Source organism: Lentisphaera marina, assembly GCF_028745505.1.
Classification (GTDB): Bacteria; Verrucomicrobiota; Lentisphaeria; order Lentisphaerales; family Lentisphaeraceae; genus Lentisphaera; species Lentisphaera marina.
The window spans coordinates 835,530-861,699 of sequence record NZ_JAQZZL010000002.1 but is presented as its reverse complement, the minus strand read 5'-3'; the positions used below and the strand labels follow the sequence as shown (position 1 = coordinate 861,699).

The 26,170-nt window shown below is 39.2% G+C and carries 16 protein-coding genes and 2 pseudogenes; 8 read left to right on the top strand and 10 right to left on the bottom strand.

Annotation, left to right across the window (positions count from 1 at the left end; translation table 11 throughout):
• Positions 1-93: 93 nt before the first annotated feature.
• From PQO01_RS21665 to PQO01_RS14640, 5 genes and pseudogenes are all read left to right on the top strand, one after another.
• Positions 94-240, top strand: a pseudogene (locus tag PQO01_RS21665) (carbohydrate-binding protein); the annotation flags it as partial.
• A 236-nt stretch (positions 241-476) separates the two neighbouring features.
• The gene (locus PQO01_RS14655) at positions 477-2,630 is read left to right on the top strand and encodes a DUF7133 domain-containing protein (RefSeq protein WP_274314832.1); all 2,154 of its coding nucleotides are present in this window, start codon (positions 477-479) and stop codon (positions 2,628-2,630) included.
• 240 nt (positions 2,631-2,870) lie between these two features.
• Positions 2,871-4,109 carry an IS4 family transposase gene (locus PQO01_RS14650; RefSeq protein ID WP_274314831.1) on the top strand — a complete coding sequence of 413 codons (1,239 nt, stop codon included), beginning with the start codon at positions 2,871-2,873 and terminating at the stop codon, positions 4,107-4,109.
• A 431-nt stretch (positions 4,110-4,540) separates the two neighbouring features.
• Positions 4,541-4,783: a type II toxin-antitoxin system Phd/YefM family antitoxin gene (locus PQO01_RS14645; RefSeq protein WP_274314830.1), complete on the top strand. Its 243-nt coding sequence runs from the start codon at positions 4,541-4,543 to the stop codon at positions 4,781-4,783.
• Entirely contained in the window at positions 4,780-5,043 is a 264-nt protein-coding gene (locus PQO01_RS14640; RefSeq protein WP_274314829.1) for a Txe/YoeB family addiction module toxin, read from the top strand. The genes PQO01_RS14645 and PQO01_RS14640 overlap by 4 nt, the downstream gene beginning before the upstream one ends.
• A 256-nt stretch (positions 5,044-5,299) precedes the next feature.
• On the opposite strand, the gene PQO01_RS14635 is transcribed toward PQO01_RS14640, so the two are convergent.
• The 3 genes from PQO01_RS14635 to PQO01_RS14625 all read right to left on the bottom strand — a co-directional run bounded on the left by PQO01_RS14635 (position 5,300) and on the right by PQO01_RS14625 (position 10,285).
• Positions 5,300-5,902: a type II secretion system protein gene (locus PQO01_RS14635; protein WP_274314828.1), complete on the bottom strand. Its 603-nt coding sequence runs from the start codon at positions 5,900-5,902 to the stop codon at positions 5,300-5,302.
• A gap of 156 nt (positions 5,903-6,058) precedes the next feature.
• The gene (locus tag PQO01_RS14630) at positions 6,059-8,995 is read right to left on the bottom strand and encodes a DUF1592 domain-containing protein (protein WP_274314827.1); all 2,937 of its coding nucleotides are present in this window, start codon (positions 8,993-8,995) and stop codon (positions 6,059-6,061) included.
• Between the two features lie 39 nt (positions 8,996-9,034).
• Positions 9,035-10,285 (bottom strand): DUF1552 domain-containing protein, encoded by a 1,251-nt coding sequence (locus PQO01_RS14625; RefSeq protein WP_274314826.1) that lies wholly within the window; start codon positions 10,283-10,285, stop codon positions 9,035-9,037.
• A 918-nt stretch (positions 10,286-11,203) separates the two neighbouring features.
• Here PQO01_RS14625 and PQO01_RS14620 point away from each other — a divergent pair.
• A complete protein-coding gene (locus tag PQO01_RS14620) occupies positions 11,204-12,196 on the top strand; it encodes an IS30 family transposase (RefSeq protein ID WP_274312668.1) in 993 nt (330 codons plus the stop codon).
• An 8-nt stretch (positions 12,197-12,204) separates the two neighbouring features.
• Here PQO01_RS14620 and PQO01_RS14615 read toward each other — a convergent pair.
• Positions 12,205-13,476, bottom strand: a pseudogene (locus PQO01_RS14615) (IS1182 family transposase); the annotation flags it as partial.
• Between the two features lie 48 nt (positions 13,477-13,524).
• On the opposite strand from PQO01_RS14615, the gene PQO01_RS14610 reads away from it, so the two are divergent.
• Complete coding sequence (locus PQO01_RS14610; protein ID WP_274314825.1) at positions 13,525-15,096, top strand: sulfatase-like hydrolase/transferase; 1,572 nt, start codon at positions 13,525-13,527, stop codon at positions 15,094-15,096.
• A 147-nt stretch (positions 15,097-15,243) separates the two neighbouring features.
• Entirely contained in the window at positions 15,244-16,716 is a 1,473-nt protein-coding gene (locus PQO01_RS14605; protein WP_274314824.1) for a sulfatase family protein, read from the top strand.
• 88 nt (positions 16,717-16,804) lie between these two features.
• Here PQO01_RS14605 and PQO01_RS14600 read toward each other — a convergent pair whose 3' ends face one another.
• The 6 genes from PQO01_RS14600 to PQO01_RS14575 all read right to left on the bottom strand — a co-directional run bounded on the left by PQO01_RS14600 (position 16,805) and on the right by PQO01_RS14575 (position 26,129).
• Complete coding sequence (locus tag PQO01_RS14600) at positions 16,805-18,415, bottom strand: IS1182 family transposase (protein WP_274314823.1); 1,611 nt, start codon at positions 18,413-18,415, stop codon at positions 16,805-16,807.
• 114 nt (positions 18,416-18,529) lie between these two features.
• Positions 18,530-19,618 carry a transposase gene (locus PQO01_RS14595; RefSeq protein ID WP_274312032.1) on the bottom strand — a complete coding sequence of 363 codons (1,089 nt, stop codon included), beginning with the start codon at positions 19,616-19,618 and terminating at the stop codon, positions 18,530-18,532.
• 252 nt (positions 19,619-19,870) lie between these two features.
• On the bottom strand, positions 19,871-20,869 hold the full coding sequence (locus PQO01_RS14590; protein ID WP_274314822.1) for a ThuA domain-containing protein: 999 nt from the start codon (positions 20,867-20,869) through the stop codon (positions 19,871-19,873).
• Positions 20,870-20,879: 10 nt separating this feature from the next.
• Positions 20,880-22,598, bottom strand: coding sequence for a beta-galactosidase (locus PQO01_RS14585; protein ID WP_274314821.1), 1,719 nt, complete (start codon positions 22,596-22,598; stop codon positions 20,880-20,882).
• A 13-nt stretch (positions 22,599-22,611) separates the two neighbouring features.
• Complete coding sequence (locus tag PQO01_RS14580) at positions 22,612-24,252, bottom strand: glycoside hydrolase family 31 protein (protein WP_274314820.1); 1,641 nt, start codon at positions 24,250-24,252, stop codon at positions 22,612-22,614.
• A gap of 278 nt (positions 24,253-24,530) precedes the next feature.
• Complete coding sequence (locus PQO01_RS14575; RefSeq protein ID WP_274314810.1) at positions 24,531-26,129, bottom strand: IS1182 family transposase; 1,599 nt, start codon at positions 26,127-26,129, stop codon at positions 24,531-24,533.
• Between the last annotated feature and the right edge of the window lie 41 nt (positions 26,130-26,170).

Genomic DNA, 26,170 nt, shown 5'->3' with positions numbered 1-26,170 from the left:
TTATTCAAATATATATTACCATATTCCCGGCCCAACATTAAAACCTTCGATACCTAAACTCCAGCGTCTTGTTTTCTTACGAAACCTACTGGAAACTGGGGTTTCTGGGAAGAGATGTCCTGCGATGTAAGCGGCCTGAGCGGCAAGCAGGATCTCTATCTAGTCTTTACCGGACAAGGGGGCGGCATGTTCAATATTGACTGGTTTGTATTTGATAAGAAAGTTGAGTGGAAGAAATAGTCCACATCTGAATAGCAGATAAACGCTGGTCCACAAAATAACTCAATTAGCAAGAGATTGCATGTAAAAAAGGGATCAATTAAGAAAAGCCCTGAATTGATATACATTTAAATATAAAGCTCAAAGCTGTTTTTTAAGTATTTTAAAAAATTAATAGCTTTGTGAAATCTAATTTGTTACACAGACTAAGTTTAGTGCTCTTATATTATTAATATTAAATATATCACGGCTTTTTTATGAACAAAAAATTTCTAAGCTTCATACTTTTGGGCTCTTCCTTAATGGCGGAACCAGTAGTTTCTCTTTATGAGCAAGTCAAAGCACTCAGCCCTACAGAGAGCATGAAGACTATTCAAGTCCCCGAGGGTTATAAACTACAAGTTGTTGCCTCTGAGCCCATGATCACCGAACCCGTTGACTGCGTATGGGATGCCAATGGCGACATGTATGTCATTGAGATGAAAACCTACATGCAGGATGCAGATGGCAAAGGTCAATATAACAAAACTAGCCGCGTCATGAAATTGACTGATTTAGATGGCGATGGCACCATGGATAAGTCCTCCGTTTTTATTGACGGTTTAGTGCTCCCCCGCATGATTCTTCCATTGGATGACCGAATTCTTGTATGCGAAACCAATACATTCGATATCTACGCCTACCGCGACACCAATGGCGATGGTTCTGCAGATGAAAAAACAATATGGTTTAAGGGGGGGCGCCGCGGCGGTAATTTAGAGCACCAGGCAAGCGGCTTAATTTGGAATATTGACAACTGGATTTATACGACTAAAAGCGACTTCAGTCTAAAAATTGTCGATGGTAAAGTCCAAAAAGCTTTCCGTGGAAACCTAAAGGGACAATGGGGTTTGGGACATGATGATGATGGTAATCTTGCCATCGGTGCTGCGGGTCCTGAAAAAAGTTTCGAATATTTTCAAGCTCCAGTACACTATTCAAATTACAGATTCCCCAATGAACTGGAAAAGGACTTTAATAAAGTCTGGCCCATCGATAACATTCCCGACACTCAAGGTGGTCAGAGAAGACTAAGAGAAGATAATACGCTCAATCATGTCACCGCTGCCTGTGGGCAAACTGTCTATCGCGGAGAACTCATGCCGGAGTTTTACGGCAACTACCTCCTTGCAGAACCTGTGGGTCGCCTAATTCGCATGACAAAAGTCGATACCTCACTTGGTTTCAAACAAATGCGCAATGTCTTCCCCAATTCAGAGTTCATTCGATCCACAGATGCTAATTTCCGCCCCGTAAACTTAAAAACTGGCCCCGATGGTGCTCTGTATATCGTGGATATGTACCGAGGTATTATCCAGGAAGGTAACTGGACAAAAAAAGGCTCTTACCTCCGTAACATTATAGATCAATATGGACTCGCAAAAAACATTCAGATGGGACGAATTTATCGCCTAATACCAGAGGATTACTCAGCTAAATTTGCTCGCCCCGAGATCTTGAAAAAAAGCTCTGAAGAGATCATCCCGCTGCTTGCCATGAAAAATGGCTGGATGAGAAGTACCGCTAGAAAGATACTCATCCTTCGCAATGACAAAAGTATTGTCCCCCTCCTCAAAAAAGCTTTATCTAAATCTACTAATACCCAAGAGACAATTGAAATCCTCTGGACTCTTGAAGGACTACAAGCTTTGGATAAAGATTTTATTCTTACTCAGATAAAATCCAGCGATGAACGTCTTGCTATTCACGCAATCAGAAGTTCAGAATCCTTAATCGAAGAAGCTGACAAAGATATCTTGAGTGAATTAAAAAATATTATTAAAAATGCCCAGTCCAAGCCAGTTCTTACTCAAGTCTTTTTAAGCCTTAAAGACTCAAATTCCCATGAAAACCTCAAAGAATTCATCGCCAAATATGAACAAGATGAAATACTAAAACATCATCTAGCTCAATGGCGCAAAGATAAAGATGAAAAGCGCAAAAAACAAGAACAGTTAGACGCTCTTGCCGGCAAGGGACCCATCTTTCAAAAGATCATGACTGCGGGCGACAAGCACTATAAATCATTGTGTTTTGTCTGCCACGGCTCAAATGGCGAAGGCACCCCAATGGCTGGCACTGACACCATGCTCGCACCGCCTTTAAAAGGCTCAAAAAGAGTTCTTGGCAACAAAGATAAATTAATCAAAATAGCCCTTCACGGCCTCATGGGCCCTATAGATGGCAAGACCTACCCAGGAGCCATGGAGTCACTTGCTTCCCACGATGATAAGTACATTTCTGAGGTTTTGACTTACATTCGCAATTCATGGGGTAATTCAGCTAAATTAATTTCCCCGCAAGATGTAAAGCACACTCGAAAACACAATAAAAAACGTAAAATGCCATGGACCTTGGCCGAACTTAAATAAAGTATTGCTCTAGGTAAATCAGACTCAAATCTATTAAAAATTTAAGTCAGTGCTAATAAAAAACATAATGCTTCCAACTTAACAAAGTGAAAGATAAAAATAACTTTTAAACTTAAAAAAATGGGATCAATATGATCAAGAAAATCCACAGTCATCCCATAAGAAATGATAAATTGGACTAACTGAAAGTAAGTCTGGCTTCATTGAGTACTTTAAATTACCACAAATAAAGGAACTACAATGAAGCCAAACAAAAGTAATCTATCAACCTTAAAACAGATCTGCCAATTAATCCCACCTCACATAGTTAATAAACTTGCTAAGAAGCATGGAATAAAGACTCGTAAATTCAGTTCGTGGAGTCACGTCGTAAGTTTATTGTATACTCAGCTCTCTCATGCTCTAAGTTTAAATGATGTATGTGATGGTTTGCATTATCACTCCAGTTCATTATTTCAGATTAGAGGTGCGACAGCACCAAAAAGAAACACTTTCTCAAATGCCAATCGAACACGAAATGCAGCAATGGCGGAAGATTTGTTTTGGGAAGTTTTAAAGTCACTGCAGTCTCAACTTCCTAGCTTTGGTTTAGATAAACAGAATTCAAACTTTCCACAACGTTTCAAAAGAGCCGTATATGCGGTTGATTCTACGACAATTAAATTAGTAGCTCATTGTTTGAATTGGGCCAAACATCGTCGCCGCAAAGCTGCGGCTAAATGTCATATGCAATTAAACCTTCAAACTTTTTTACCTTCCTATGCAATTGTTAAAGAAGCTAATACTCATGATTCAACAGAAGCCAAGGAGATGTGTGCTACCATTAAAGATGGTGAAATCGTTGTCTTCGATAAAGCTTATGTTGATTTCAAGCACCTTTTTCACCTTGATGCCCGAGGAGTCAATTGGGTGACTCGTTCTAAAGACAATATGACTTATGATATAATTGAGGAACGGCCCTCTAAAGGGGATATCATTTCAGATCAACTCATTAAACTGAATGGGGTGAATACCGAAAAACATTACCCCAAAGTCCTCCGATTAGTTACCACTAATGTTGAGGTTGATGGAAAAATGAAGACCCTGAAATTTCTAAGTAATAATTTACAGTGGGCACCAAGCTCTATCGCTTCTATTTATCAATCGCGATGGGGTATTGAAGTTTTCTTTAAACAACTAAAACAAAACTTGAAGCTAGCTGACTTCTTAGGTCATAATAAAAATGCAATTCAATGGCAAGTTTGGACGGCTCTACTTACGTATGTTTTACTAAGGTTTTTAGCTTTTAGATCTCAGTGGCCACATTCCTTTTCAAGAATTACGACTCTAATCCGAGGTGTTTTGTGGAGCTATTTCGATTTATCATCTCTTTTGAAAACTTGTGGGACAGCCAGTGATCCTCCAAAGATCAAAGCAGTTCCAGATCAAGCGTATTTACCTAACTTTGATAAAGCATTCTATGGGACAGCATGTGTTTAATTAAGCTCAGTTTTAGTAAAAACCGTTAAACCCCCTCTTTAGAAAAGAGAAGTTTCTAAGCTCAAAGGTTAAGCGGATAAGGCTATTTTAAAGATTTATGGGATGATTGTGAACAAAATGTATTAATTTTTGAATCAACATTTTGTTGGTTTTGTAGTAACTTTGATTTCAAATATCCCATTGGCAATGGAACCTTACAAACAACTGAAGAAATGGAAAGAATATTCAAAAAATTATTACCGATTCCTCAATCAGAAATAGATAGATTCAACAAACAATTTAAAAAGAAAAAGTAGAACCAGAAAATGAACCTGAAATTCTCGTTCCTCAAATTCAGGTAAGCTTAGACGTTAGATCAGAATGAAATAAAAAATTGAATTCTCAAAAACAACACGTACATTAAAGCGTACGTATAATAAGGAGATTTTAAAATGACTACAATGTCCGTAACAAAAGCAAGAACTAACCTTTATAAACTTGTTGATGCAGTTCATGAATCACATGACCCAATTCATATAACAGGAAAAAGACATTCAGCAGTTCTTATTTCAGAAGAAGATTGGGGGTCAATTCAAGAAACACTCATGCTTACATCAATTGCAGGTATGACTGATTCTATTAAAGAAGGATTAGCCACTTCAGTCGAAGACTGTAGTGAGGATCTTGATTGGTGAGCTGGAAAATAGTATATACAAAACATGCTCAAAAAGACGCCAAGAAAGTTTCTAGCTCTGGACTCAAAAACAAAGTTGTAAAGCTTATTGAAACAATCAAAGACAATCCATATCAAACTCCCCCACCCTACGAAAAATTAATCGGGGATTTAAGTGGTGCATATTCAAGAAGAATTAATATTCAACACCGATTAGTATATGAAGTAATTGAGGATCAAAAAACGATCAAAGTCCTAAGAATGTGGACTCATTACGAATAAGACAAATGTATAACTACAGAGAGCTATTTATTAAAATAAGCAGAATTCAAGTGAATTCGGCTTGTGTTATTTTAATACTCATCAGTTATTATTCTGTCAGCCAGGAATCCCACAAAGTTTCACGAACATCACCGGTTGTCCAGGCATCGAAAAGGGGGTAAGTCGTTTGCATAAAACTCATATACTGAACTGACCCATCTACCATAGACCAATTGAGTTTATAATCATCATGAAGCCAAAAGCTGGGATTATTTTGCTATCCTGCATAGTCTTCAATATCCATATCAGTATTCGATGCTGTACCAAGGACCTGCTCTCTGCCTTCCCCCACTAATATTGAGTTATTATTCACTTCATTTAGCGTCAAACTTCTCCCATCAGTTTTATTTTCCTCCCAAGGAGCCATCCAGCCTCTTTTTTTGCCCTTCACATCTCCGTTATTCTTTAATTGATACCTACTAGGAGAATATGAGCTCACAGTTAAATTTGTATAAATATCACTTGGTACAAATTCCGGGCAGGCAAAAACTGGATAACTCGTCACCTGGTTTTTTCCATCCACTATACCGAAGTTTCTGTTCTGTATTTGAGTTTCAGTCAAATTTAAATTGAGATATGCAGATATACGATCAGCCCAACTGATATTCCCTATGGAGTCTCCAGATGTATTAATCGGAAATTGACTATCTGAATCATCTGTGTACATATAGAGGGCTACAGCAATCTGCTTCTGATTATTAACACAGATCGCTTTTTTTGCTTTCTTACGGGCTTTGCCTAAAGACGGTAAAAGTAAAGAGGCCAAAATGCCAATAATGGCAACAACGACAAGTAGTTCAATCAAAGTGAATTTTTTCATACGTTTATCTTACCCATTTATACATAAACACAAGGCTCACAAGCACCAGTGGACACGCTCATAGAAAAAAATATATGTTTTAAGTGATACAGATGTAAGATCTTGGATAAAAAATAGATGAATTTTTATCTCAAATAGCTCATTTAATATATGAAATTATTTCCTCTGAAACATTTCTGATTTCACTACCGCGACAATAAGGTCTCTAAAGTTCTTTTTACTTCTCGCAATGCCCGTTACCTTATGTTGTTCGAAAGAACGAACTTCACGCCCTAGACCATAAGTGAGCAATTTTGTCGTTAAGGCATTGGCAAAAACATCCTGCTTGGACATCAGGATTTTCTTAAAATCCACTATATCATCAAAGCGTTTACCACTCGACATTCTCCCAGAAGCATCAACTGGCATAAGCTGCATTTTCTTACGGTTTTCATTATAGTTATCGCGCCAGCGCCCTACATGGTCATAGTTCTCTAGGGCAAAACCCGGAGGGTCAATTTTGTCGTGGCAGGAAGCACAGTTTTTGTCCGTCGTATGTTGGATTAAAAGCTGACGAACAGTTTTTGCCCCTCGTATATCAGGCTCGATTGCAGGAACTCCAGGTGGTTCTTTTAAGTGTTCTCCAAAAATATTTTCTACCACCCAAGCACCTCGAATGACGGGCATAGTATCAATACCATCAGCCGTTGCGGTAAGCAAACTCATTTGTCCTAGAAGCCCACCTCTTCGTGGGTCTGACAATTTTACTTTTTTATAGCTATTATACTTAAATGATGAAGCATCTTTTCGACCATAAAAAGTCGCCAAGCCACGATTCATAAAAGTGTAATCCGAATTTAAAAAATTGTTTATTTTCCCATTGCTATACAGCAAATCTTTAACAAAATGAAGTGTTTCTTGACGCCCGGCATGCTCCAAATCATTGACGTAATAATCCACATTCAGCTTGCGATCGGGTGGCATTGTACCAAGTTTATTGAGTTGTAACCAACCATCCGAGAAATTATTAATGAAGCCCTCAATCTTAGGACTTTTCATCATACGTATAACTTGCTTTTCTAATACGCTTGGGTGACGTAATTTCCCGGCTTTCGCATAAGCCATCAACTCTTTATCGGGCATGGATGACCAAAGGAAGTAAGAAAGGCGATTGGCTAAAGAGTAATCATTTAAGCGCCCCTCATTTTCCTGTAAGTAAAAGAATTGTGGTGAAGATAAGACTGCAACTAAACCGGCCTTGAGACTTTCCTCTTTCGTGAAACCACTCGATAATAGGCGTTTCATCATTGCTTTTATTGCTAGGGTATCTTCGGACTTAATCGATCGCCTAAAAGCCATGTTCGCAAAAGAATCAATCGCTGTATTGATATTGATCTCGTTTAAAGTCTTTTTAGCAAATAGATTTTTATGTGATGCAATCGGCCATTCATCATAAAAAGGGCCCTCAATTTTGTACTCAAATACTCGAACGACTGGGCCATGATCTCTCATCACGTCCTGACCACCTAGGAAACCACCAAAAGCCCCTTTCCTACCCTTAAAGAATTTCTTAAATTTCTTGCGGTCAATTTTCCCTTTTGCAGGCTTGAAGAACGGGATCGAGTTGGGAAAACCAATTTTTGCTGTGTAACCTTTATCGATCCAATACTTACCAGAAACCTCCATGACTTTTTCATCTTTTAGTTCAAATTCTTGTGCGGTTCTATCGGAAGCCGTGAAGTAATTGGAGTCACCCGTTCGTGGATCCGTCAAAACAATAGAAGCTCTGAGTAACTGATCCTTTGGAACGGAAAAGGCCTTGGGATTCAGGTCGTGCTTACGATTACGTGCCTGAACTTTTGCTGTAACCTTGTAATAGCCGGATTCAGGGACGCCACTGAGCTGATCTGGATGAAACGCATAGGAACGTTGCTCCACAAGGTCTATAAACTTATCTTTCCCTAAAACCCTTGCGGCTTTCAAGACATTATTACTTTTTGAATAGGGAGGGCGGAAAGTATTTGTGACCACTTCTGGCTTATCTCCAAAGTAGACAGCCTTATTGATGGCCTCTTCTGCGGCTTCTATATACGCTTCTAAATGAAATGCCGACACCTGAAGGGCTTCGCCATTATTCTTAAAATTTTCTTTACGCTCATCTGTTGGGAAATTTCTACTTAAATTGAGCAGTGAAGTATCTATCTTTAATAAGTCACCAATGGTGCGATTGTACTCATCATTATTAAGTCGACGCAAATGAGTATAGGTCGCCTTCTTCATGTCTTCTTTGCCAGCGATCATCTGCGCCTGAATCCAAGCCATAATATTTTTTCGCTCTTGATCACTCGGCTGATTTTCCTCTTCTGGAGGCATCTCACCCTCTTTGATTTGATCATAAATATCATGCCACATCTCTAGGGTATCTGCATTGGTATGAAAGCCATTAAGCAGTTCTAGGTTTATCTCCCCTTTGTCCTTGCTGTTGTTATGGCAATCGAGACAGTATTGAGTTAAAAAGGGTTTCACTTTCTCATCTACCCCTGTAATCACAGGTGGCCCTACCGGTTCAGGTTTCAAGAAAGGTACGGTAGATTCGATCACTTGTTCTACATAGGGACCCTCTTCAATAATCTCCTGGTCATCCTGCTTTACTTCCTCAGGCTTATCTACATCCAATTCAGGGTAGGATTTTTCTCCCTCTAATCCAACCTCTGTTTGTGAAGAAGCTTTTTCAGCAATTCTTTGACCGCCATTTATGGCCGCCTCTAAATCATCTTTAAAAATAAAGACTGCTGAAACAATAAGAATAGCAAAAACACCTAGAACGACGAAAATCCCATTTCCACTTTTCTGCTTGGGTCGCATTCGCCTTTTTGTGGAACTTCGTTGTTTGCTATTAGTTCCCCGCATCGTTTTTTTACGTGAAGGCTTACGCTGTGGACTTTCTTCAAGTGGGGTAAATTCTGTGGCTTCCTGAACCTCTGGTTCTTGTACAGATGGCATTGGTACTGTGATAGCATTCGTACATTGAGGGCATTGAATCTCTTTACCTGCGACATTTGAATCGCAAGCTAGTTTTTGTTCACAATGCGGGCAGAAAAACTTCACTTCCATTTTTCCAGCTCCAGTCTTTGACGATTAAACAAGCCCATTTTAGGCCATACCAAAGCTATTGATAGTTCCGGTACTATTTGAGAAGCGATCAATCTCCAAACCCAAAGACTGTAAAATTGTCAAATAAAGATTACACAAAGGCGTTTTCTTTCCTGGCTCTGTTGAATAGATTTTATGTTCACCATGATTAAACCCACCTCCAGCCACAATGACTGGGAGACACTCATTACTATGGGGTGAACCATCACTCATGCCGCTACCAAATAATACCACAGTGTCATCTAATATTTGACTCTCTTTGAGCTTGCCAATAAAATCTGCCAAGCTTTTCATTAGGAAGCTATCAACCTTTTTAAGGTCCGCTACTATTTCAGGACTCTTACCGTGGTGTGAACAACCGTGATAACCACGATTAGCTACTCCGATCCCACTTAAGTCAATTCCAAAGGGAACGTGAAAAACTGTCGATCTGGTCGAGTCAGTTACTAAAGCTAAATGAAGGAGTTCAAAAAAGATTTCAAACAACTCATCCTGACTACCAGCTGTATTATTAAAATCACCGACCTGAGGCTTGTCTTTTGTAATCCAAGTCCTACGGAGCTGAATTTTTTGTTCCAACTCACGAATAGAAGTGAAATACTGATCCATTTTTTGTTGATCTGCACGACCTAACTTGGCATTCATCGTTTTAGACTGTACCAAAACGGCATCTAAAATACTTTTGCGAATATCGGTTTTACGTAAATTTTGTTGAATTTGTTCAGGACTATCCTGTTTAAACAACTTATTAAAAAGAATCAGAGGATCTTCGATATTGGGAACTGCGATTCCATTTTTCGTCCATGTGGTCGTATTCATTAAACCCAAGCGATTTTTCTCTGATGGGCATACCGCAAATGAGTGAAAGCGCGTTTTGTGACCAAAGTGATCAGCAAACTTTTGATCTAGGCTAATATTCTTTTCAGGGTATAAAATATTTGACGCCGCGTCTTCCAATTTCACTCCACTCAAAAAAGTGTGTATGGCCTTGTGCCCACCTCTTAAACCATGGTCTAAATTTTTAAAAATCGTGATATCTTTTTTGTGGACTTCCAAGGCTTGAGTTGTTTCAGTCAATTGATAATTCTTCCCGCCTTTCTCAGGGAAAAATGCCGGTGGATAAACGCCTAAAGGTCCACAGAAGCCTACGAAACGTCTGATTTTTTCAGGTTTTTTAACATCCGCGAACATTTCCAAGTTAGGCAGTGCAAGTGCCACACCAGCACCTTTCAGTAATGTTCTTCTATTCATTCTAAGACTCACGATAAATATTCATCCTATAATTATATGCCGCACAAAAAAACTTCCCAAGTCATTGATTATGCATATCTATGACTCACAAGTCCTACCTCACATCAAGTCATGAGTAAGATAAAGGATTAAAACACGTGATTATCATAAGTAAATATACTCCACCCTCAAGGCATATTTATGGATCATCAAAACATGTATTTCACTTCATACACAAAGCGTTCAAAAGTTTTGGGACACGAATTAAAAAACATCTTTAATTTATTCATAGATGGCTTGGGGTAAACTATTAATCGAGCAACAGTATTTTTTAATTTATTTCACTTTTAAGGGGAAAAACAGAACTTATACATGATAAGCGAACCATCATATCCAAGCATTTTTGTAAATAACTTGTGTCCCAGTGCCAACTTATTTGTGGTGTAGAACTATATCAATACATACTATAAATCAATAAGGAGACTCACTGTGAAAACCTTAGTAATGTTCTTAATCGCTACTAGCACTCTTGTTTTTACTTCTACCATAAAAGCAAAAGAAAAAACGAATGTAATCATTACAGACTGTTGATAAACCCCCGTTTTTGTAACGGGGGTTTTCTTTTTGTACAGAAAAGCAAATATTTTATAATTTCAACAAAAGGTTCTTACAGTATGTAGAAATGTCTTGCAGGAGCTTGTTGGTGTTTTCTTGAGTGAAATTCTGCGTTCATCAAGAAATGCAGTGCTCCTTTACGAAGCGATAGCAATTTTCTTCATATTTTGGCATGCGGCGGCTAAAAGACACTGCTCTTGAACCTGCTGAATTCGAGTAGTAAGTGCAACACCTCTGTTAGTCACTAGTATGTAAGATATCGAGTAAAACAAGACTCAGATGTAATCTGTATTAGTGACCAAACTAAACACAGAGGAGACTATCATGTCCTATAAACACCTGAGTCTTGAAGAAAGACATTACCTTGAGTTAGAGCGAAAGGCAGGCGAATCACTCAATAAAATAGCAAAAAAGCTCAGTCGTTCAACAAGTACGTTATCACGTGAGATTAATCGTAATATAGGCCAACGTGGATATCGTAATAAACAGGCTAATGAACTAGCTCAAAGGCGACAAAAAGAGAAAGCGAAAGCAGTTAAGTTAAACGTTGAGATTAAGACTTATATCAATGAACATCTTGAAATGGATTGGAGCCCTGAACAAATAGTAGGTCGATTAAAAGATGATAAGGCAGTGTCTCTTCATCATGAAACCATTTACCAATACATTCTCAAAGACAAGCAGTCTGGAGGCGAATTGTATAAATTGCTTCGACATCAAGGTAAACCTTACCGTAAGCGATATGGTAACCAACACAGTAGGAATGGCATTCCCAACAGAGTTGATATAGATCAGCGCCCTGAAGCGGCTAATAAAAGAGAACGAGTTGGTGATTGGGAGCTTGATACAATCATAGGGAAAGCTCATAAAGGCGCAATAGTAACAATGGATGACCGTAAATCAAAAGTACGATTAGCACTGCCTGTTTCTCAAAAAAAGGCTTCTTTAGTTAGTGAAGCCATCATTAATTTGTTAAAACCCATTAAAGAACAAGTTCATACCCTAACATTTGATAATGGGAAAGAATTTGCTAAACATGAAAGTATTTCTGAAATCTTGGAATGTAAAAGCTATTTTGCTAAACCATATCATTCATGGGAGCGAGGGCAGAATGAAAATGCCAATGGTTTGCTACGTCAATATTTCCCTAAGAATATGCCTCTTGATAAAGTTAATGTTTCAGAGGTTGAAATTGCTGTTCACAAGCTTAATAATAGACCTCGAAAATGCTTGAAGTTTAAAACACCTTATGAAGTATTTCAGAAACTAACTGGAATTGATTTAACAAAAAAAGTGGGTGTTGCACTTATGAGTTGAATTCAAGCCTTTTTAATTCCACGCAATTTCGCATAACGGTGACCGTGTAATTGCTTTGAGTCAGCGAAACTCCTCTCCACGGTTTCCTGCCTTCGTTTATATAGGATTTTACCTTCTGGTGTGAGTCGGTTTTTCTTGATGCACTCTTTTTGATCCTCCCAGATATGTCGTGTGACGATCTTTGTGTGATTCGCACTTTTTGTACACTGGCTTCGCAATGAGCAGTTGGTGCAGGTTTTAGGGTTTGAAGCATATTCGCGGAAGCCTTCGCGAGTGGTTGTTCGATAAGGAAGTACCTGCTCTGCCGGGCAGGTATAGCTATTGTCTGTAGAGTTGTAAATGAACTGACTTTTCCGGAAATAACCTTTAATATGGTTCGGGCGTCGATAGCTTATCACACCGAAAATATCTCGATCCACAAGTCCTTTGCAGATTCCCGCGGTGAAATAACCGGCATCTAAACCAACAGCTTCGACATTAAAATTAAACCGTTCAAGTTGGTGATCCAAGCGCTTGAGATACGGGATACTGTCGTGAACATTTCCCGCGGTGACAAAACTGTCAGTGATAATATTAAACTTCCCATCGACAGTCCTGTGATCTAGATAGAAAAAGCCTTTGGGTTTACCATCCCTGACCATATAACCACTGTCTGGATCAGTGGTGCTGATCTTCGTTTCTTTAATCACCGGGCTACTATCTTTTTTTTTGAGAGGCTTCTTATCATTTTGAGCTCGATCTTTCGCGATATCTTTATTGAGAACATCTAAATAATCTCGAGTCGACTTCTCAACGTCTTGCTTATCAAATTTATTCTTATTGGCATTAGCCTTTAAGTGAGTAGAGTCGGTATAAAGGTGCTTTCCATCGACAAGCTTACGCTCCATAGCTAAGAGAACGATCTCATCGAATATTTCTTGATAAACATTGCTCTCTTGAAAACGACGGCGACGGTTTTGGCTGATGGTTGAGTGGTGCGGAATTTTATCCTGTAAGTTATAACCAAGAAACCAGCGATAAGCCATATTCATTTCTATCTCACGAATGAGTTGACGCTCGCTGCGAATACCAAATAGATATCCAATAAAAAGCATCTTAAAAAGAACGACTGGATCAACGCCGGGACGACCATTTGTTGGGCAATAGAGGTGTGCCACCTTGTGGTGAATGAATTCAAAATCGACAATGGAGTCGATCTTCCGCAAAAGGTGGTCTTGCGGAACTAATTGCTCAAGGCAAACGAATTCAAACTCGGACTGTTTTGACTGTTTTTTAATCATTAGTCAATATAATTTAACCAATAAAAAAGTCCTCCACACGGGAGGACTTTGTCAACAGTCTGGAATGTAATCATTATTTTATTTGATGACATGGGTTATTCTGACCCTCAATACATGGGTGGTGAAGCCCAAATGCCTCACATCTCAAGACTGGCTGATGAAGGTGTCACTTTTCTAAATTGTATGAATAATGCTAAATGCGCACCCACTCGATGTGCACTCATGTCGGGAATGAACTCTAAACGACTGGGCATCCAAGGTGAAGCAGGTGGAGACTTTATCGAAAACAACGCTGCGTGCATTGCTGAAGTACTTGGTGACTCAGGTTACACAACAATACTCTCTGGCAAATGGCATATTCGTACAGAACCACTGGAGGCGGGTTTCCAATATCGTTTCGGTGAACGCTACAGGGCCTCATATTTTAAGGACTCAGTGAAGCAATTAATGCATCAGGATCAATCCATTGATAAAAGTAGCCTGCCAGATGACTGGTACAGCACTATTGCCTACACTGATCATGCTATCAAAACGATCAAAGAAGAAGCCATTGATAAAGACAAGCCCTTCTTTTTATACTATTCAGTCCATACGCCTCATTTTGATTTTCACGCGCCAAAGAAATATGTTGATAAATACAAGGGTCGCTATGATGCAGGACTCAGTGAAATGAGTAATCAAAGATATAATAAAATGGTGGATAAAGGTATTATTGATCCGGCGACTTGGAAGCTCCCTCCACTTTCACATGATGGCGAACAATCCAAGCCCTTTAAATGGGAAGGTTTTAATAGTAAAGAACAAAGGTTATTTACTCGTAAGTTAGAAGTGATTGCGGGCATGCTCGATGTAGCAGATGAACAAGTAGGTAGAATTATAACTATGCTCAAAGAAACGAAGCAGTATGAAAATACGCTGATATTTTTTCTTTCTGACAATGGTGCCTGTGCAGTGCGTGGTAAGTATGGAAATACCAAGATCAATGACATGAAAATGGAAGAAATCGCTCAACTAGGTGTCCCTCCTTTTGCCCATGCAGGAGATAGTGGCTCAGCAGTCGCTGCTTTTCAAAACACTCCATTACGAGGTGCCAAGCAATCTTTATGGGGAGGAGGAATGCGTACTTCAATGATCGTTAACTGGCCTGGAAACATGGCAAGTTCAAGCACCGATACTTACATTCGGGAACCGGTGCAAATAATGGGCATAGCCCCAACTATTTATGCGGCTACAGGTACAAACTACCCTGCAAATATTGGTGAACGTAAACTCAATCCAATGGATGGCTCCAATATCTTAACTCTACTCAAAGGTCATTCTAGAGTGAATCGTGATTTCGTCTTTTCTTATAAGAATTATAGAATGGCACGAAAAGACAAATGGAAACTTGTTGGTTCAGTGAAGGACTCGAAAAAATACCCTGATGGCCACTGGCAGCTTTTTGATCTTGAAAATGATCCTGCAGAAATGACTGACCTCTCGGCAAACATGCCAGAAATAACTAATGAACTACGCCAAAAAGCCATGGAGCTACACAATCAATACCCCACTTTAGAAAGGAAAAAAATGAAGAAGAATAAAAAGCCTAAAAAAGACAAAAAGCCTAAAGGGAAAAACTAAAGCCGTTTCTATAGCTGCTTGAGCGACATAAATGAACAACTCATATTTTCCCGTAAATTATTGTTGTTAGTTTACTTCCTTAGTCACATATCTCATCAGCCATCTGTGTAAGAGTATTAATCACTTAATTTGAACAAAGAGAAGCATATGAAAAAAACTATTACAGCTTTATTTCTACTACTGAGCGGTGCAAGTTTCGCCAGTGAACGACCAAATATTGTTTGGATGTTTTCAGATGATCACGCATTCCAAGCTATTGGTGCTTATGGCGGCAGATTTGAAAACCTCAATTTAACTCCAAATATCGATCGCATTGCTAAAGGTGGAATGACCTTTGAGAGAGCCTATGTGGGAAACTCTATTTGTGCACCTAGTCGAGCGACTCTATTGACGGGCAAGCATAGTCATATCAATGGACAGACAAGTAATGGTGGTTCATTTGATCACGATCAGCAGCAATTTCAGAAGATCCTTCAAAAAGAAGGCTATCAGACCGCGATGATTGGAAAAATTCATTTGAAAGGTGCTATGCAGGGCTTTGATTACTGGGAAGTGCTACCCGGTCAGGGAAAATACTGGAATCCAGAGTTTATCACTGCAAATGGAAAAACAACTTACAAGGATGAGCATTCCACTGATGTGATTACCAAACGAGCTATGAACTGGCTAAAGAATGATCCTGATCAAGAAAAGCCTTTCATGCTTATGGTTCATTACAAAGCTCCACACAGAGCTTGGCAACCCACCACACGTTGGAAAGAAAAATTTAAGGCAATGACTTTCCCTGAGCCAGATACACTTTTTGATAACTATCAAGGGCGTGGGACTGCCGCTAATAAACAAGACATGTCGATTGACATAACCATGCGCATGAGTCGTGATGTAAAAGCAAAACTTCCTGAACGTACCCAAGAATTGAATAAAATTGATGAGAATGATAAAAAAGCCTTAATCAGCCTCAAGTATCAGTGGTATATGCGTGACTACCTTGCCTGTATTGCCGGTGTGGATGAAAATATTGGTTTCTTACTCGAATATCTGAAAGAAACCGGATTAGACAAAAACACAATTGTCATGTATTCAGCTGATCAAGGGTTCTATTTAGGTGAACACGGTTGGTTTGATAAACGTTTCATGTATGAAGAATCTTACCGCACGCCTCTTCTCGCTCATTGGCCGGGAGTCACTGCAGCCGGATCACGTAATTCCGATCTCGTTCAAAACATTGATTTCGCTGAGACCTTCCTAGATCTTGCAGGCATTGAAGCCCCAAAGGATATGCAAGGCGAGAGCTTAGTTCCCCTGCTCAAAGGCAAGACTCCTGCAGATTGGCGCAGCCACCTCTATTACCATTACTATGAATACCCAGCAGTCCACAGTGTACGACGTCACGAAGGTGTATCAGGCAAGCGCTTTAAACTTATTCGCTACTACGGCATAGATGTTCCAAATGGCGAAGAATGGGAATTCTTTGATCTAAAAAATGACCCCAAAGAAATGACCAGTCAGTACGACAACCCGGAATACGCTGCTGAGATCGCAAAACTCAAAAAAGAACTCGCCAAGCTTCGTGCTCAATACAAAGTCGTAGACATCCCCCAAAAAGAACGTAAGAAATAGAATTCAATAATTAGTTGGCTGATGATTGGTGAACTGTGAATTTGACTAATCGGGGAATTGATAATTATCGATTCTCCAGTTTCTATTTTCAATTGACAAAAGCATGTAGTCCACGCTTCAGAGGCTGTGTGAAAAACAAGCTTTCATGGTGAAGCCTCTTAAATTTTGTATACCACAATGATCGTGGTCTACCTTTATTATATTTCAGCTCTATAGGCTTTGTGCAAAGGCGTATTAACCCATTTATAGCGACATTTTTGAAGTATAGTCCCGTCCTGTAGCCAAGGATTGTAATCAAGTCATCAAATTTCATAATGTTTAAAACTCGCTTCAAGTTGTAAGCCAAATGTGCAAGAGAACATTCAGCCTGAACCATTTCCTTACCGCGAACTAAAAAACCATTGCTAAGAAACTGAGTTTTGATAGTCCCATATGGATGCTCCACTGTTCCTTTACGTGTTGCCATCATTTCTTTGTTTTCGAGAATTCTTTTTGTTGCTCGCTCTTGATATTGTTCATGTTCCCAGCGTGATAGCACCCGTTGTTTTGCTTTTGTACAGCGGAGTTTTAAAGGACAATTTCCACAGGCACTCTTATGGGTATATTGATGGAATCGTTTTCCTCGTTGCTCAGTAGTCCGGATTTTCTTTAAGGTTATTTTATTGGGACAGAGATATGTATCTTCTTTGGAGTTGTAAAGAAAAGCGCCTTTAACATATAGACCTTGTTGGACATTCGATGACTTTTTAACTGTCGGTAAATAAGGAATCATCCCCATATCTTCACAATCTTTCAAATCATCTAAAGTATAGTAACCAGAGTCCGCAGTAAGGTCACATAGTTCTTGCAATTCCAAGAGATTTTTTGTTTCTTGAGCCATGGGAGTGAGAAGCCCTAAATCGTTAATTCTATCGGTGACTTCACAACAAACGATGAGTTTATGTAAACTGTCTACGGAAGTTTGGACGTTATAACCCACGCATGATTTACCCTGTTTACTTATTGTTTTACTGTCTGGGTCAGTCAAGGAAAGGTGACTCTTAGAAGATTTATCCAAGACACTTTTAATTTCATTTAGTTGAATTTCCTTTGTCTGTTCATAATCAAGCTTGTGCTTAAGGGCTTCTTTTCGTTGTCCTGACTCTGGAGCTGGATCATCATCTAATCCCTCAAGGTCATTAAGGTACTGCTCAATCAGAACTTCAGTTTGTTTTAAATTCTTCTCCAGCTTTTTTGAACTCCAACTTTTAGAAATATTATTTGACGCTTTAATTATTGTTCCATCTACTGCAATGGTTTCACCCGCAATGAGCTTTAGCTTCTGACATAACAAAGTGAATTTAGTCGTTGCTTGCTTAAAGGCTTTGCGGTTATTTTTGCGAAAATCGCAGATAGTTTTAAAGTCTGGCTTCAAGCGCTTAAGCAACCAAATGACTTCGAGATTAATATGGCAGTTTTTCTCAAGTTTACGGCCAGAACGAATACCATTGAAATAACCATAAATAAAAAGCTTCAATAAATCAGCAGGGTCATAAGCTGCTCGACCTCGTCCAAGAGGATCTTCTTTTGGAAATACAAAACCACATTCCATTAAATTGAGAGAGTCAACAAACTGATCAATTATACGAACTTCACTATTTGAATCAATATAATCGATCCTTTTGCAAAAGTCCTGAATTAGAGTGATTAAAAAGTTCATCCAGGATAAATCTTAAGATCTCGCTCACATGTATCTCGAAATTGGATACATGTGAGTATAAACAAGCCAAAAATGGACGCAAGTTGATCATGACGTATAGTTTTATGTTAGTTGCTAAATAGTCTTGAAGAGTTGGTTTGCTGTTATTGCAATAATGCCAAACATTAGATGAGTCATGACTTTTGCATGTCCTCGTACTCTGATCATCCTACCACCATAGTTGTCTTTTAAGTTCGAAAAGACTCTTTCAACAGATGACCGCTGTTTGTACCGTTCTTTTTCAGGCGGGTCAAAAATCTTTTTCTCCCCAGTTTTTCTAGGATTGTGATCAATAATAGATTTATGTCCTAAAAGATGGCTGAATTTATGGATAGAAGGTGAATCATAGGCTGCATCCATTAAATCATATAAATTAGTTATGCGTTGTGCGCTAATCTGTGCTAAAGGGATTGCCGCTTGGCTGTCGTGTAAAGACGCTGAACTCAATAGGCCTGCGACTGGTATATCTCCATCAATACAATCTAAGTGAAGCTTGTAGCCTTTCCATGAAACTTTATAACCATTACTGTTTTTCTTTGTCCCTTTATTACAGTGCGTTGGGAGCTCTTTTAAGTTTTCTTCAAGTGACCGGTCGACCTGCTTTTCCACTACGGTTTTTTCTTTAATTCGGATCTCACCTTTTTTAGGCCGCCCTCGTTTCTTAGGGGCTTTAGGCTCAGCCCCTGGTTCAGACATGACTTTTTCTCTAGCTTCAATTGCTGAAGAATCTCTACTAATGTGCGGTACTAAGGTGTCTCCACAATGTTTTACCACTAAGAATTCATGGATTCTTTGGCAGAGCTGAGAGGCGGTGATTTCTGCAAATACTCTAGAAAAAGTACTTTCATGAGGAAGCTGTTTTGCAAATTCCCAACCACATAAACGACGTATCTTTGTACTTGATTTGAGAAAGTCTATAAAAGATCTTGTTGTATCGAAGTTATAAACGGATTTGGCTATGTAAGCTTTCACTATATTAAAATGATCTTTCGGAGGTCGCCCAAATCCACACCATTCAAATTCATGGCTGAACTGATCAAGCTCAGTTATTGTGCAGATGCGAACAAACTCTTTCTCTTTCTTAGTTAATTCTCCGCCTAAAAGTTCTTCTAAGCCTGGAAATAAATACTTTTCTATGGTATCCCATAAGCCGGGTAGATTCATGTTTTTTCTCTTTTTGTTTTGGTAACTATTGAGATAACATGTTTCTACTTTTATTCAGCTTGTTTTATGACTTTTGCAAAAGGCTCAATCATCTAAACATTGAGGAAAGAAAATACTTTCTCTCCGATCATCACCTTGTATCAAGTTCATTTTGTTCTCCTAATTAATACTAATATAAAATACCATGTATATATTAGTATTAAAGTTGTGTTTGTTTTTCACACAGCCTCCAAAGCGTGGACTACATACCTTTTACTCACTCTTCGGAAGCTTACCAATTTTAGCACTTGGAGTTGTGTCGGCTTCGATGTCGCCTAAGGCAAATTGAATGCCTGTGACCATGTGCTGAAGTGCGATGGGATTTTCGTAAGTAGACTGGTTATGCCCAAGATTGGTGTAAAAAACATTTGAGTTCTTATAAGTTTTCACCCAAGATACGGGGTAATCATTATCTTTGCGCTTCATCTTGTCGCGTTTCATTCCGGGAGCAAAGACATCCAGACTTACGAGGACACGCAGCTTATCGCGAGTAAAGTGTGAATCATCTTTATACTGATAGATTTCATCGTTGATTTTATAGCTCTGAGGAATCATATCCGAACAAGGGTGGTCAGGACATTCGTTGTACAGAGTCACAGTTTCTTTTGCCCACCAGGGGTGGCCGTCGAACAAGCCACCCATGGCTTCTTTATAGTTGGCCCAATCAGAGTGACAGTCGGTGGCAGCATGAATGCCTATCAAGCCTTTTTTCGATTCAAAAAACTTCTCAAAGGCAGCTCGATGCTGAGGTGATGCGATAGCATTGTGAGTCGCATTGATAATCATGATGCCATCAAATTGTGCTAGCGATTCATCGGTAAAAACGGCTTCGTCTTCAGTATGAACAAGCTCATAAGCCCCCGTTTGTTCTCCGACTGCCGCCAGCATTTTTGTGCCAAATTCAATTGAGCCATGACGAAAGCCCGTGGTATGTGAATAAGCAAGTAACTTTCTTTTCTTTTTGGGTTTTACGATATGAAGTTTGTGAATCATTTTTTCATAATCATGAGCATACTCAATCATCTTGGCCTGGGCCAGTAATTCACTTCCTTGTGCTCTGAGTTTGTAGTGCTTAACTTTATCAGTTTCTTTGAGGGGCTTCGCCTGTTTCATAAAAGCCTGTCCCCTCTTTTTTAATTCCGCAACCGATTCTTCAGCCTGAAGACTAAACATACTTAAGCAAATAGAAATGGTAAGAATTAATTTAAACATATGATCTTCCTTAAGGATTAACTTTAATCAAGCGAACAAATGAAAGCGGAGCTGCACCTTCAATGATTATTTGCTGACCTTTAAGTTCTGATTTGTTAATGAAATAGGTGACGGTCTTTAAATCGTTTGATCCTTTTAGAATAACTTTGCTTTTATTGAAACCCTTTAAATAAATTTCGCCATTTGCGTGATCAAAGTAAGATATTTTTACGGCTATTTTTTCACCACATTTTGCCAGCCAAGCACTGTCAATATTGAAGATCAGCTGATCGGCTTTACGAGCAATTAAGTCATAACTGCGATCTTTTGGCGTCATCCATTGATGTACTCCATGAGGGATTTTTACGAGAGCTTCACTCTTGGAAACAGCCGTATTTCTTTGTTTTAAACCCCTCTCAAAATTTTTCACTGGTAAAAATTCTTTACCTTTAATACTCTCCGAAAAATAATCCTGTTTATAATTTCTGAATCCCCAAGTCTTGATATAACTTTCGCGAAGTGCACACCAAACATCCGGACTATCTTCAATTGATTTACCCATGCTTTGACCGACCCAAACCAACTGCTCAGGAATAAGACTGAAATGATTGTAGAGCAGATAATTACTTCTCATTTGCAGAGCACGCAAATTGGAGGTGAAGTAACGGTAAGAGAAGGAATCCGTATTCTTGCCAAAGCGGAAGCCTCTTTTGGCGCTAGCCCAGCTTTCTTCATATTCCTCATTCTCATCACCATTAAAGCGCCCATCAACTGCAAAACTATCTTCATCCACATCAAGATAAAAATCTTTATCTAAACGCTGACCAGTTTCTTCGCTGGGAAGATGGTAGAGATACATCTCTACAAAGCCTCGACGCAGACCAAAGCCTTTCTTGACCCCAAGCTTGGACCAACCACCCATAAAGACTTTACTTTCATGTCCTTTAAAGGCTTGGGCCCAGGCATTGATACGCTCAATGACATGTGGGACTTTATCTGGATCTTTTCCATGAGGCCCAATGCCCTCATCTCCATAACTTGGTGAAGCATAACCAAAGAAGGCGCCAACTAAGTTAGGATTTTGGACAATTTTACTTTTGCCCATGGCATTAATGAAGCGCAAGTATCTGGAATGAAATTCCGGGTGATCTACTTGGTAGTTAGTAACTTTTGCATCTTTGTGCTCTTCGCGATGGGGAATCTTATATTTTTTAAGCCAATCGGGAGCAAAAACCGTCGCCGAAAATAATGGCCTGTAAACCACCTTATAGCCTCTTTCTGCGGCTTCATTAATTTTTTGATTGAGCAAGTCAAAGTTGTACTGACCCTCAACCGGCTCCATATCTTTCCATTTTAGCCATAGAGCTAAAACCGGTGTGACTGGAGCCTTGATTTCTTTCAGTGCTTTGTCAGTATTATAATTTAAACGATTTAGTCTTGCGATACACAAACGGCCATTGGGTGATGGTTTGACATGAGAAGGTAAGGACCAATCCCAACCACTACTTATATGATCTCCTTCTAACCATTCAGCTGCCCTCATCTCCGTCACTGGAGTCTTTTCATACTTGGGCCAGTATTTATAAGCTCCAGGACTTTGTGGGAGAGGAGCAGAAGCTACTTCCGTTAGGACCACCTTGGAAGCAGAAGCTACTTCTGCTTTTGTTTCTACTTTTTGATCTACTTTCGTGTTATTATCACAAGAAAATAAAGCTAAAGCTAAAGTTGCTGTAAAAGTGAGTAGCTTCATGATTTTCCTTTAATTACTTAGATGCTACAGATGTGGAATCTTGAACTTTTTCATACCAAGGTAAACGCTCAAGCGGTACATTGATAGTCACTTTTGTCGGACCAACTACAGTTGAACCATCATCACCTTTCCATGTACCTCTTGGAAAAACAACTTCTCTAGAACGAGCGCCTTGAGCCAATACCGGGGCGACCATAATCTTATCACCTAGGATGAACTGATCCTGAATCTTTTCATAATCGCCTTCAGGGAAGAGGTACTCTAGAGATTTAACAATTGGTTCACCCGTTTTAGCTGATTTCTTAGCCATGGCTAAAATATCCTGCCCTAATTTAGAGTGAAGTTTTGCCATATCTTTACAAATTTTTGCATTTTCAGGACTTAACACTCTCCATGGTGCCGCTGAAAACTGCATCATGGGCATAAGTGCACTACACTGCGCTGAACGAACAACGAGTTCCTCGTCAATACTGTCAGTTTTCAGGAATGATTGATACTCTCCGCCACCAATCATGTCCGGACAAGTAAAAGCATAGCCCATTAGACCCTGAGCAATAATACCGGGAATCAACTGTTGCATATCACCCCAATTATGCTTTTTATCACGAAGACGCTGAGCTAGTGGGCGTCCGGCAAGCTTCCAAGAAGCACGGTATTCGTTGAGAGGGTAATGAAGACCGAGTTCAGAAAAGTAAATCGTGTGATCATTAGCGTGTGTATGATTTTTAGATACCACGCCCTTCTTATAAAAACGCGCATCACCTGCATCAAATTTAAAGCCATCAACACCATACTCTTCTACAAGGTGGTCGAGCTGATCTTTAAACCAATCCATCGCCTTAGGGTTACTTAAATCAAGGCAAGCACTCGCACCATTCCACCAGCGTACAATAGCTGGTTTATTAGATGTATTTGCCCAGAGAATATTTTGCGTTTTCCCCGGGTCACGGAGGAGTAAATCTTCTTGGGCAAGGTAGCGATAAGTTGCGCTATCTGCAGTCACAAAAGGACACACCCACATCATAACTTTAAAGCCCATTTTATGGAGTTTTTCAATCATGCCTTTTGGATCTTTAAAACGCTTGGCGGAAAACTCCCAGACGCCATAATTTTCCTGCCAGTTATCATCGATCATCAACACGCCTGGTGGGTAGCCCTGATCAATGAGTTTTTGAGCGTATTCGAGAATATCTTCTTCATTCTGGTCATACATGAGCTCAATCCAAGTGTTATACTGAGGCTCAGTGAAAAGTAGTTCATCTGGAATCTTACCGTCAGTAGGAAAGAAATTTTTAGATGAATACTCATATGCATCTTTTAGAGTATCACCTGCATCACCCCATTTGATCTCAGAAAATTGAGAACTAACTACGAGCTTACCACTCTTATATTCGTACTTCATGGGCTCTTCGCACCAAACGTAACGCCCAGTATTAGATACTAACAAAGGCTGAGCTTGGTTACCGTAGTTATTACCAAGTAAATCTCTCGTATAATTCGTTTCTTCAAGGTATGGCATTTTGTGACCATCAACACTTAAACCGCCCCACCAGGCTTCGCCTTTTTCGAGGGGGATTTCAACTTTATACTCTTTGTCTTTTGCTTGTGCTGCCACTGCTCCGAGAGCAGCTAATGTAAATAGTAATTTTTTCATTTTTTATTAACTCCAGTTGTTTGGGAAATTAACCGCAAACAAAAAGGAGATCTTTACAAGTCATTGGTGTTTTTTGTTTAATTTTTTTAGATTAGTATCGCTGCGCTCAAGGTGGCGCCTGCGGTTTAAGGTGGGAAGGTAAGATCTAATTGAGAATTCGATAGTGTAATGAAACCACGGATGGACACTGATAAACACAGAAGTTTTAATTAATCTGGTGATAAGGCTACGTATCGGAACGCGAAGACCCTGCTTCGCATTAATGTTTCTCCCACACGCTAAAGAGGCTGTGTGAAAAACAAGCTTTCATGGTGAAGCCTCTTAAATTTTGTATACCACAATGATCGTGGTCTACCTTTATTATATTTCAGCTCTATAGGCTTTGTGCAAAGGCGTATTAACCCATTTATAGCGACATTTTTGAAGTATAGTCCCGTCCTGTAGCCAAGGATTGTAATCAAGTCATCAAATTTCATAATGTTTAAAACTCGCTTCAAGTTGTAAGCCAAATGTGCAAGAGAACATTCAGCCTGAACCATTTCCTTACCGCGAACTAAAAAACCATTGCTAAGAAACTGAGTTTTGATAGTCCCATATGGATGCTCCACTGTTCCTTTACGTGTTGCCATCATTTCTTTGTTTTCGAGAATTCTTTTTGTTGCTCGCTCTTGATATTGTTCATGTTCCCAGCGTGATAGCACCCGTTGTTTTGCTTTTGTACAGCGGAGTTTTAAAGGACAATTTCCACAGGCACTCTTATGGGTATATTGATGGAATCGTTTTCCTCGTTGCTCAGTAGTCCGGATTTTCTTTAAGGTTATTTTATTGGGACAGAGATATGTATCTTCTTTGGAGTTGTAAAGAAAAGCGCCTTTACCATATAGACCTTGTTGGACATTCGATGACTTTTTAACTGTCGGTAAATAAGGAATCATCCCCATATCTTCACAATCTTTCAAATCATCTAAAGTATAGTAACCAGAGTCCGCAGTAAGGTCACATAGTTCTTGCAATTCCAAGAGATTTTTTGTTTCTTGAGCCATGGGAGTGAGAAGCCCTAAATCGTTAATTCTATCGGTGACTTCACAACAAACGATGAGTTTATGTAAACTGTCTACGGAAGTTTGGACGTTATAACCCACGCATGATTTACCCTGTTTACTTATTGTTTTACTGTCTGGGTCAGTCAAGGAAAGGTGACTCTTAGAAGATTTATCCAAGACACTTTTAATTTCATTTAGTTGAATTTCCTTTGTCTGTTCATAATCAAGCTTGTGCTTAAGGGCTTCTTTTCGTTGTCCTGACTCTGGAGCTGGATCATCATCTAATCCCTCAAGGTCATTAAGGTACTGCTCAATCAGAACTTCAGTTTGTTTTAAATTCTTCTCCAGCTTTTTTGAACTCCAACTTTTAGAAATATTATTTGACGCTTTAATTATTGTTCCATCTACTGCAATGGTTTCACCCGCAATGAGCTTTAGCTTCTGACATAACAAGGTGAATTTAGTCGTTGCTTGCTTAAAGGCTTTGCGGTTATTTTTGCGAAAATCGCAGATAGTTTTAAAGTCTGGCTTCAAGCGCTTAAGCAACCAAATGACTTCGAGATTAATATGGCAGTTTTTCTCAAGTTTACGGCCAGAACGAATACCATTGAAATAACCATAAATAAAAAGCTTCAATAAATCAGCAGGGTCATAAGCTGCTCGACCTCGTCCAAGAGGATCTTCTTTTGGAAATACAAAACCACATTCCATTAAATTGAGAGAGTCAACAAACTGATCAATTATACGAACTTCACTATTTGAATCAATATAATCATCTAAACATTGAGGAAAGAAAATACTTTCTCTCCGATCATCACCTTGTATCAAGTTCATTTTGTTCTCCTAATTAATACTAATATAAAATACCATGTATA

Bases quoted from the DNA above. Each gene is read 5' to 3' on its own strand.
- PQO01_RS14655 (WP_274314832.1), top strand. From the start codon at position 477: ATGAACAAAAAATTTCTAAGCTTCATACTTTTGGGCTCTTCCTTAATG.
- PQO01_RS14650 (WP_274314831.1), top strand. From the start codon at position 2,871: ATGAAGCCAAACAAAAGTAATCTATCAACCTTAAAACAGATCTGCCAA.
- PQO01_RS14645 (WP_274314830.1), top strand. From the start codon at position 4,541: ATGACTACAATGTCCGTAACAAAAGCAAGAACTAACCTTTATAAACTT.
- PQO01_RS14635 (WP_274314828.1), bottom strand. From the start codon at position 5,902: ATGAAAAAATTCACTTTGATTGAACTACTTGTCGTTGTTGCCATTATT.
- PQO01_RS14630 (WP_274314827.1), bottom strand. From the start codon at position 8,995: ATGGAAGTGAAGTTTTTCTGCCCGCATTGTGAACAAAAACTAGCTTGC.
- PQO01_RS14625 (WP_274314826.1), bottom strand. From the start codon at position 10,285: ATGAATAGAAGAACATTACTGAAAGGTGCTGGTGTGGCACTTGCACTG.
- PQO01_RS14620 (WP_274312668.1), top strand. From the start codon at position 11,204: ATGTCCTATAAACACCTGAGTCTTGAAGAAAGACATTACCTTGAGTTA.
- PQO01_RS14605 (WP_274314824.1), top strand. From the start codon at position 15,244: ATGAAAAAAACTATTACAGCTTTATTTCTACTACTGAGCGGTGCAAGT.
- PQO01_RS14600 (WP_274314823.1), bottom strand. From the start codon at position 18,415: ATGAACTTTTTAATCACTCTAATTCAGGACTTTTGCAAAAGGATCGAT.
- PQO01_RS14595 (WP_274312032.1), bottom strand. From the start codon at position 19,618: ATGAATCTACCCGGCTTATGGGATACCATAGAAAAGTATTTATTTCCA.
- PQO01_RS14590 (WP_274314822.1), bottom strand. From the start codon at position 20,869: ATGTTTAAATTAATTCTTACCATTTCTATTTGCTTAAGTATGTTTAGT.
- PQO01_RS14585 (WP_274314821.1), bottom strand. From the start codon at position 22,598: ATGAAGCTACTCACTTTTACAGCAACTTTAGCTTTAGCTTTATTTTCT.
- PQO01_RS14580 (WP_274314820.1), bottom strand. From the start codon at position 24,252: ATGAAAAAATTACTATTTACATTAGCTGCTCTCGGAGCAGTGGCAGCA.
- PQO01_RS14575 (WP_274314810.1), bottom strand. From the start codon at position 26,129: ATGAACTTGATACAAGGTGATGATCGGAGAGAAAGTATTTTCTTTCCT.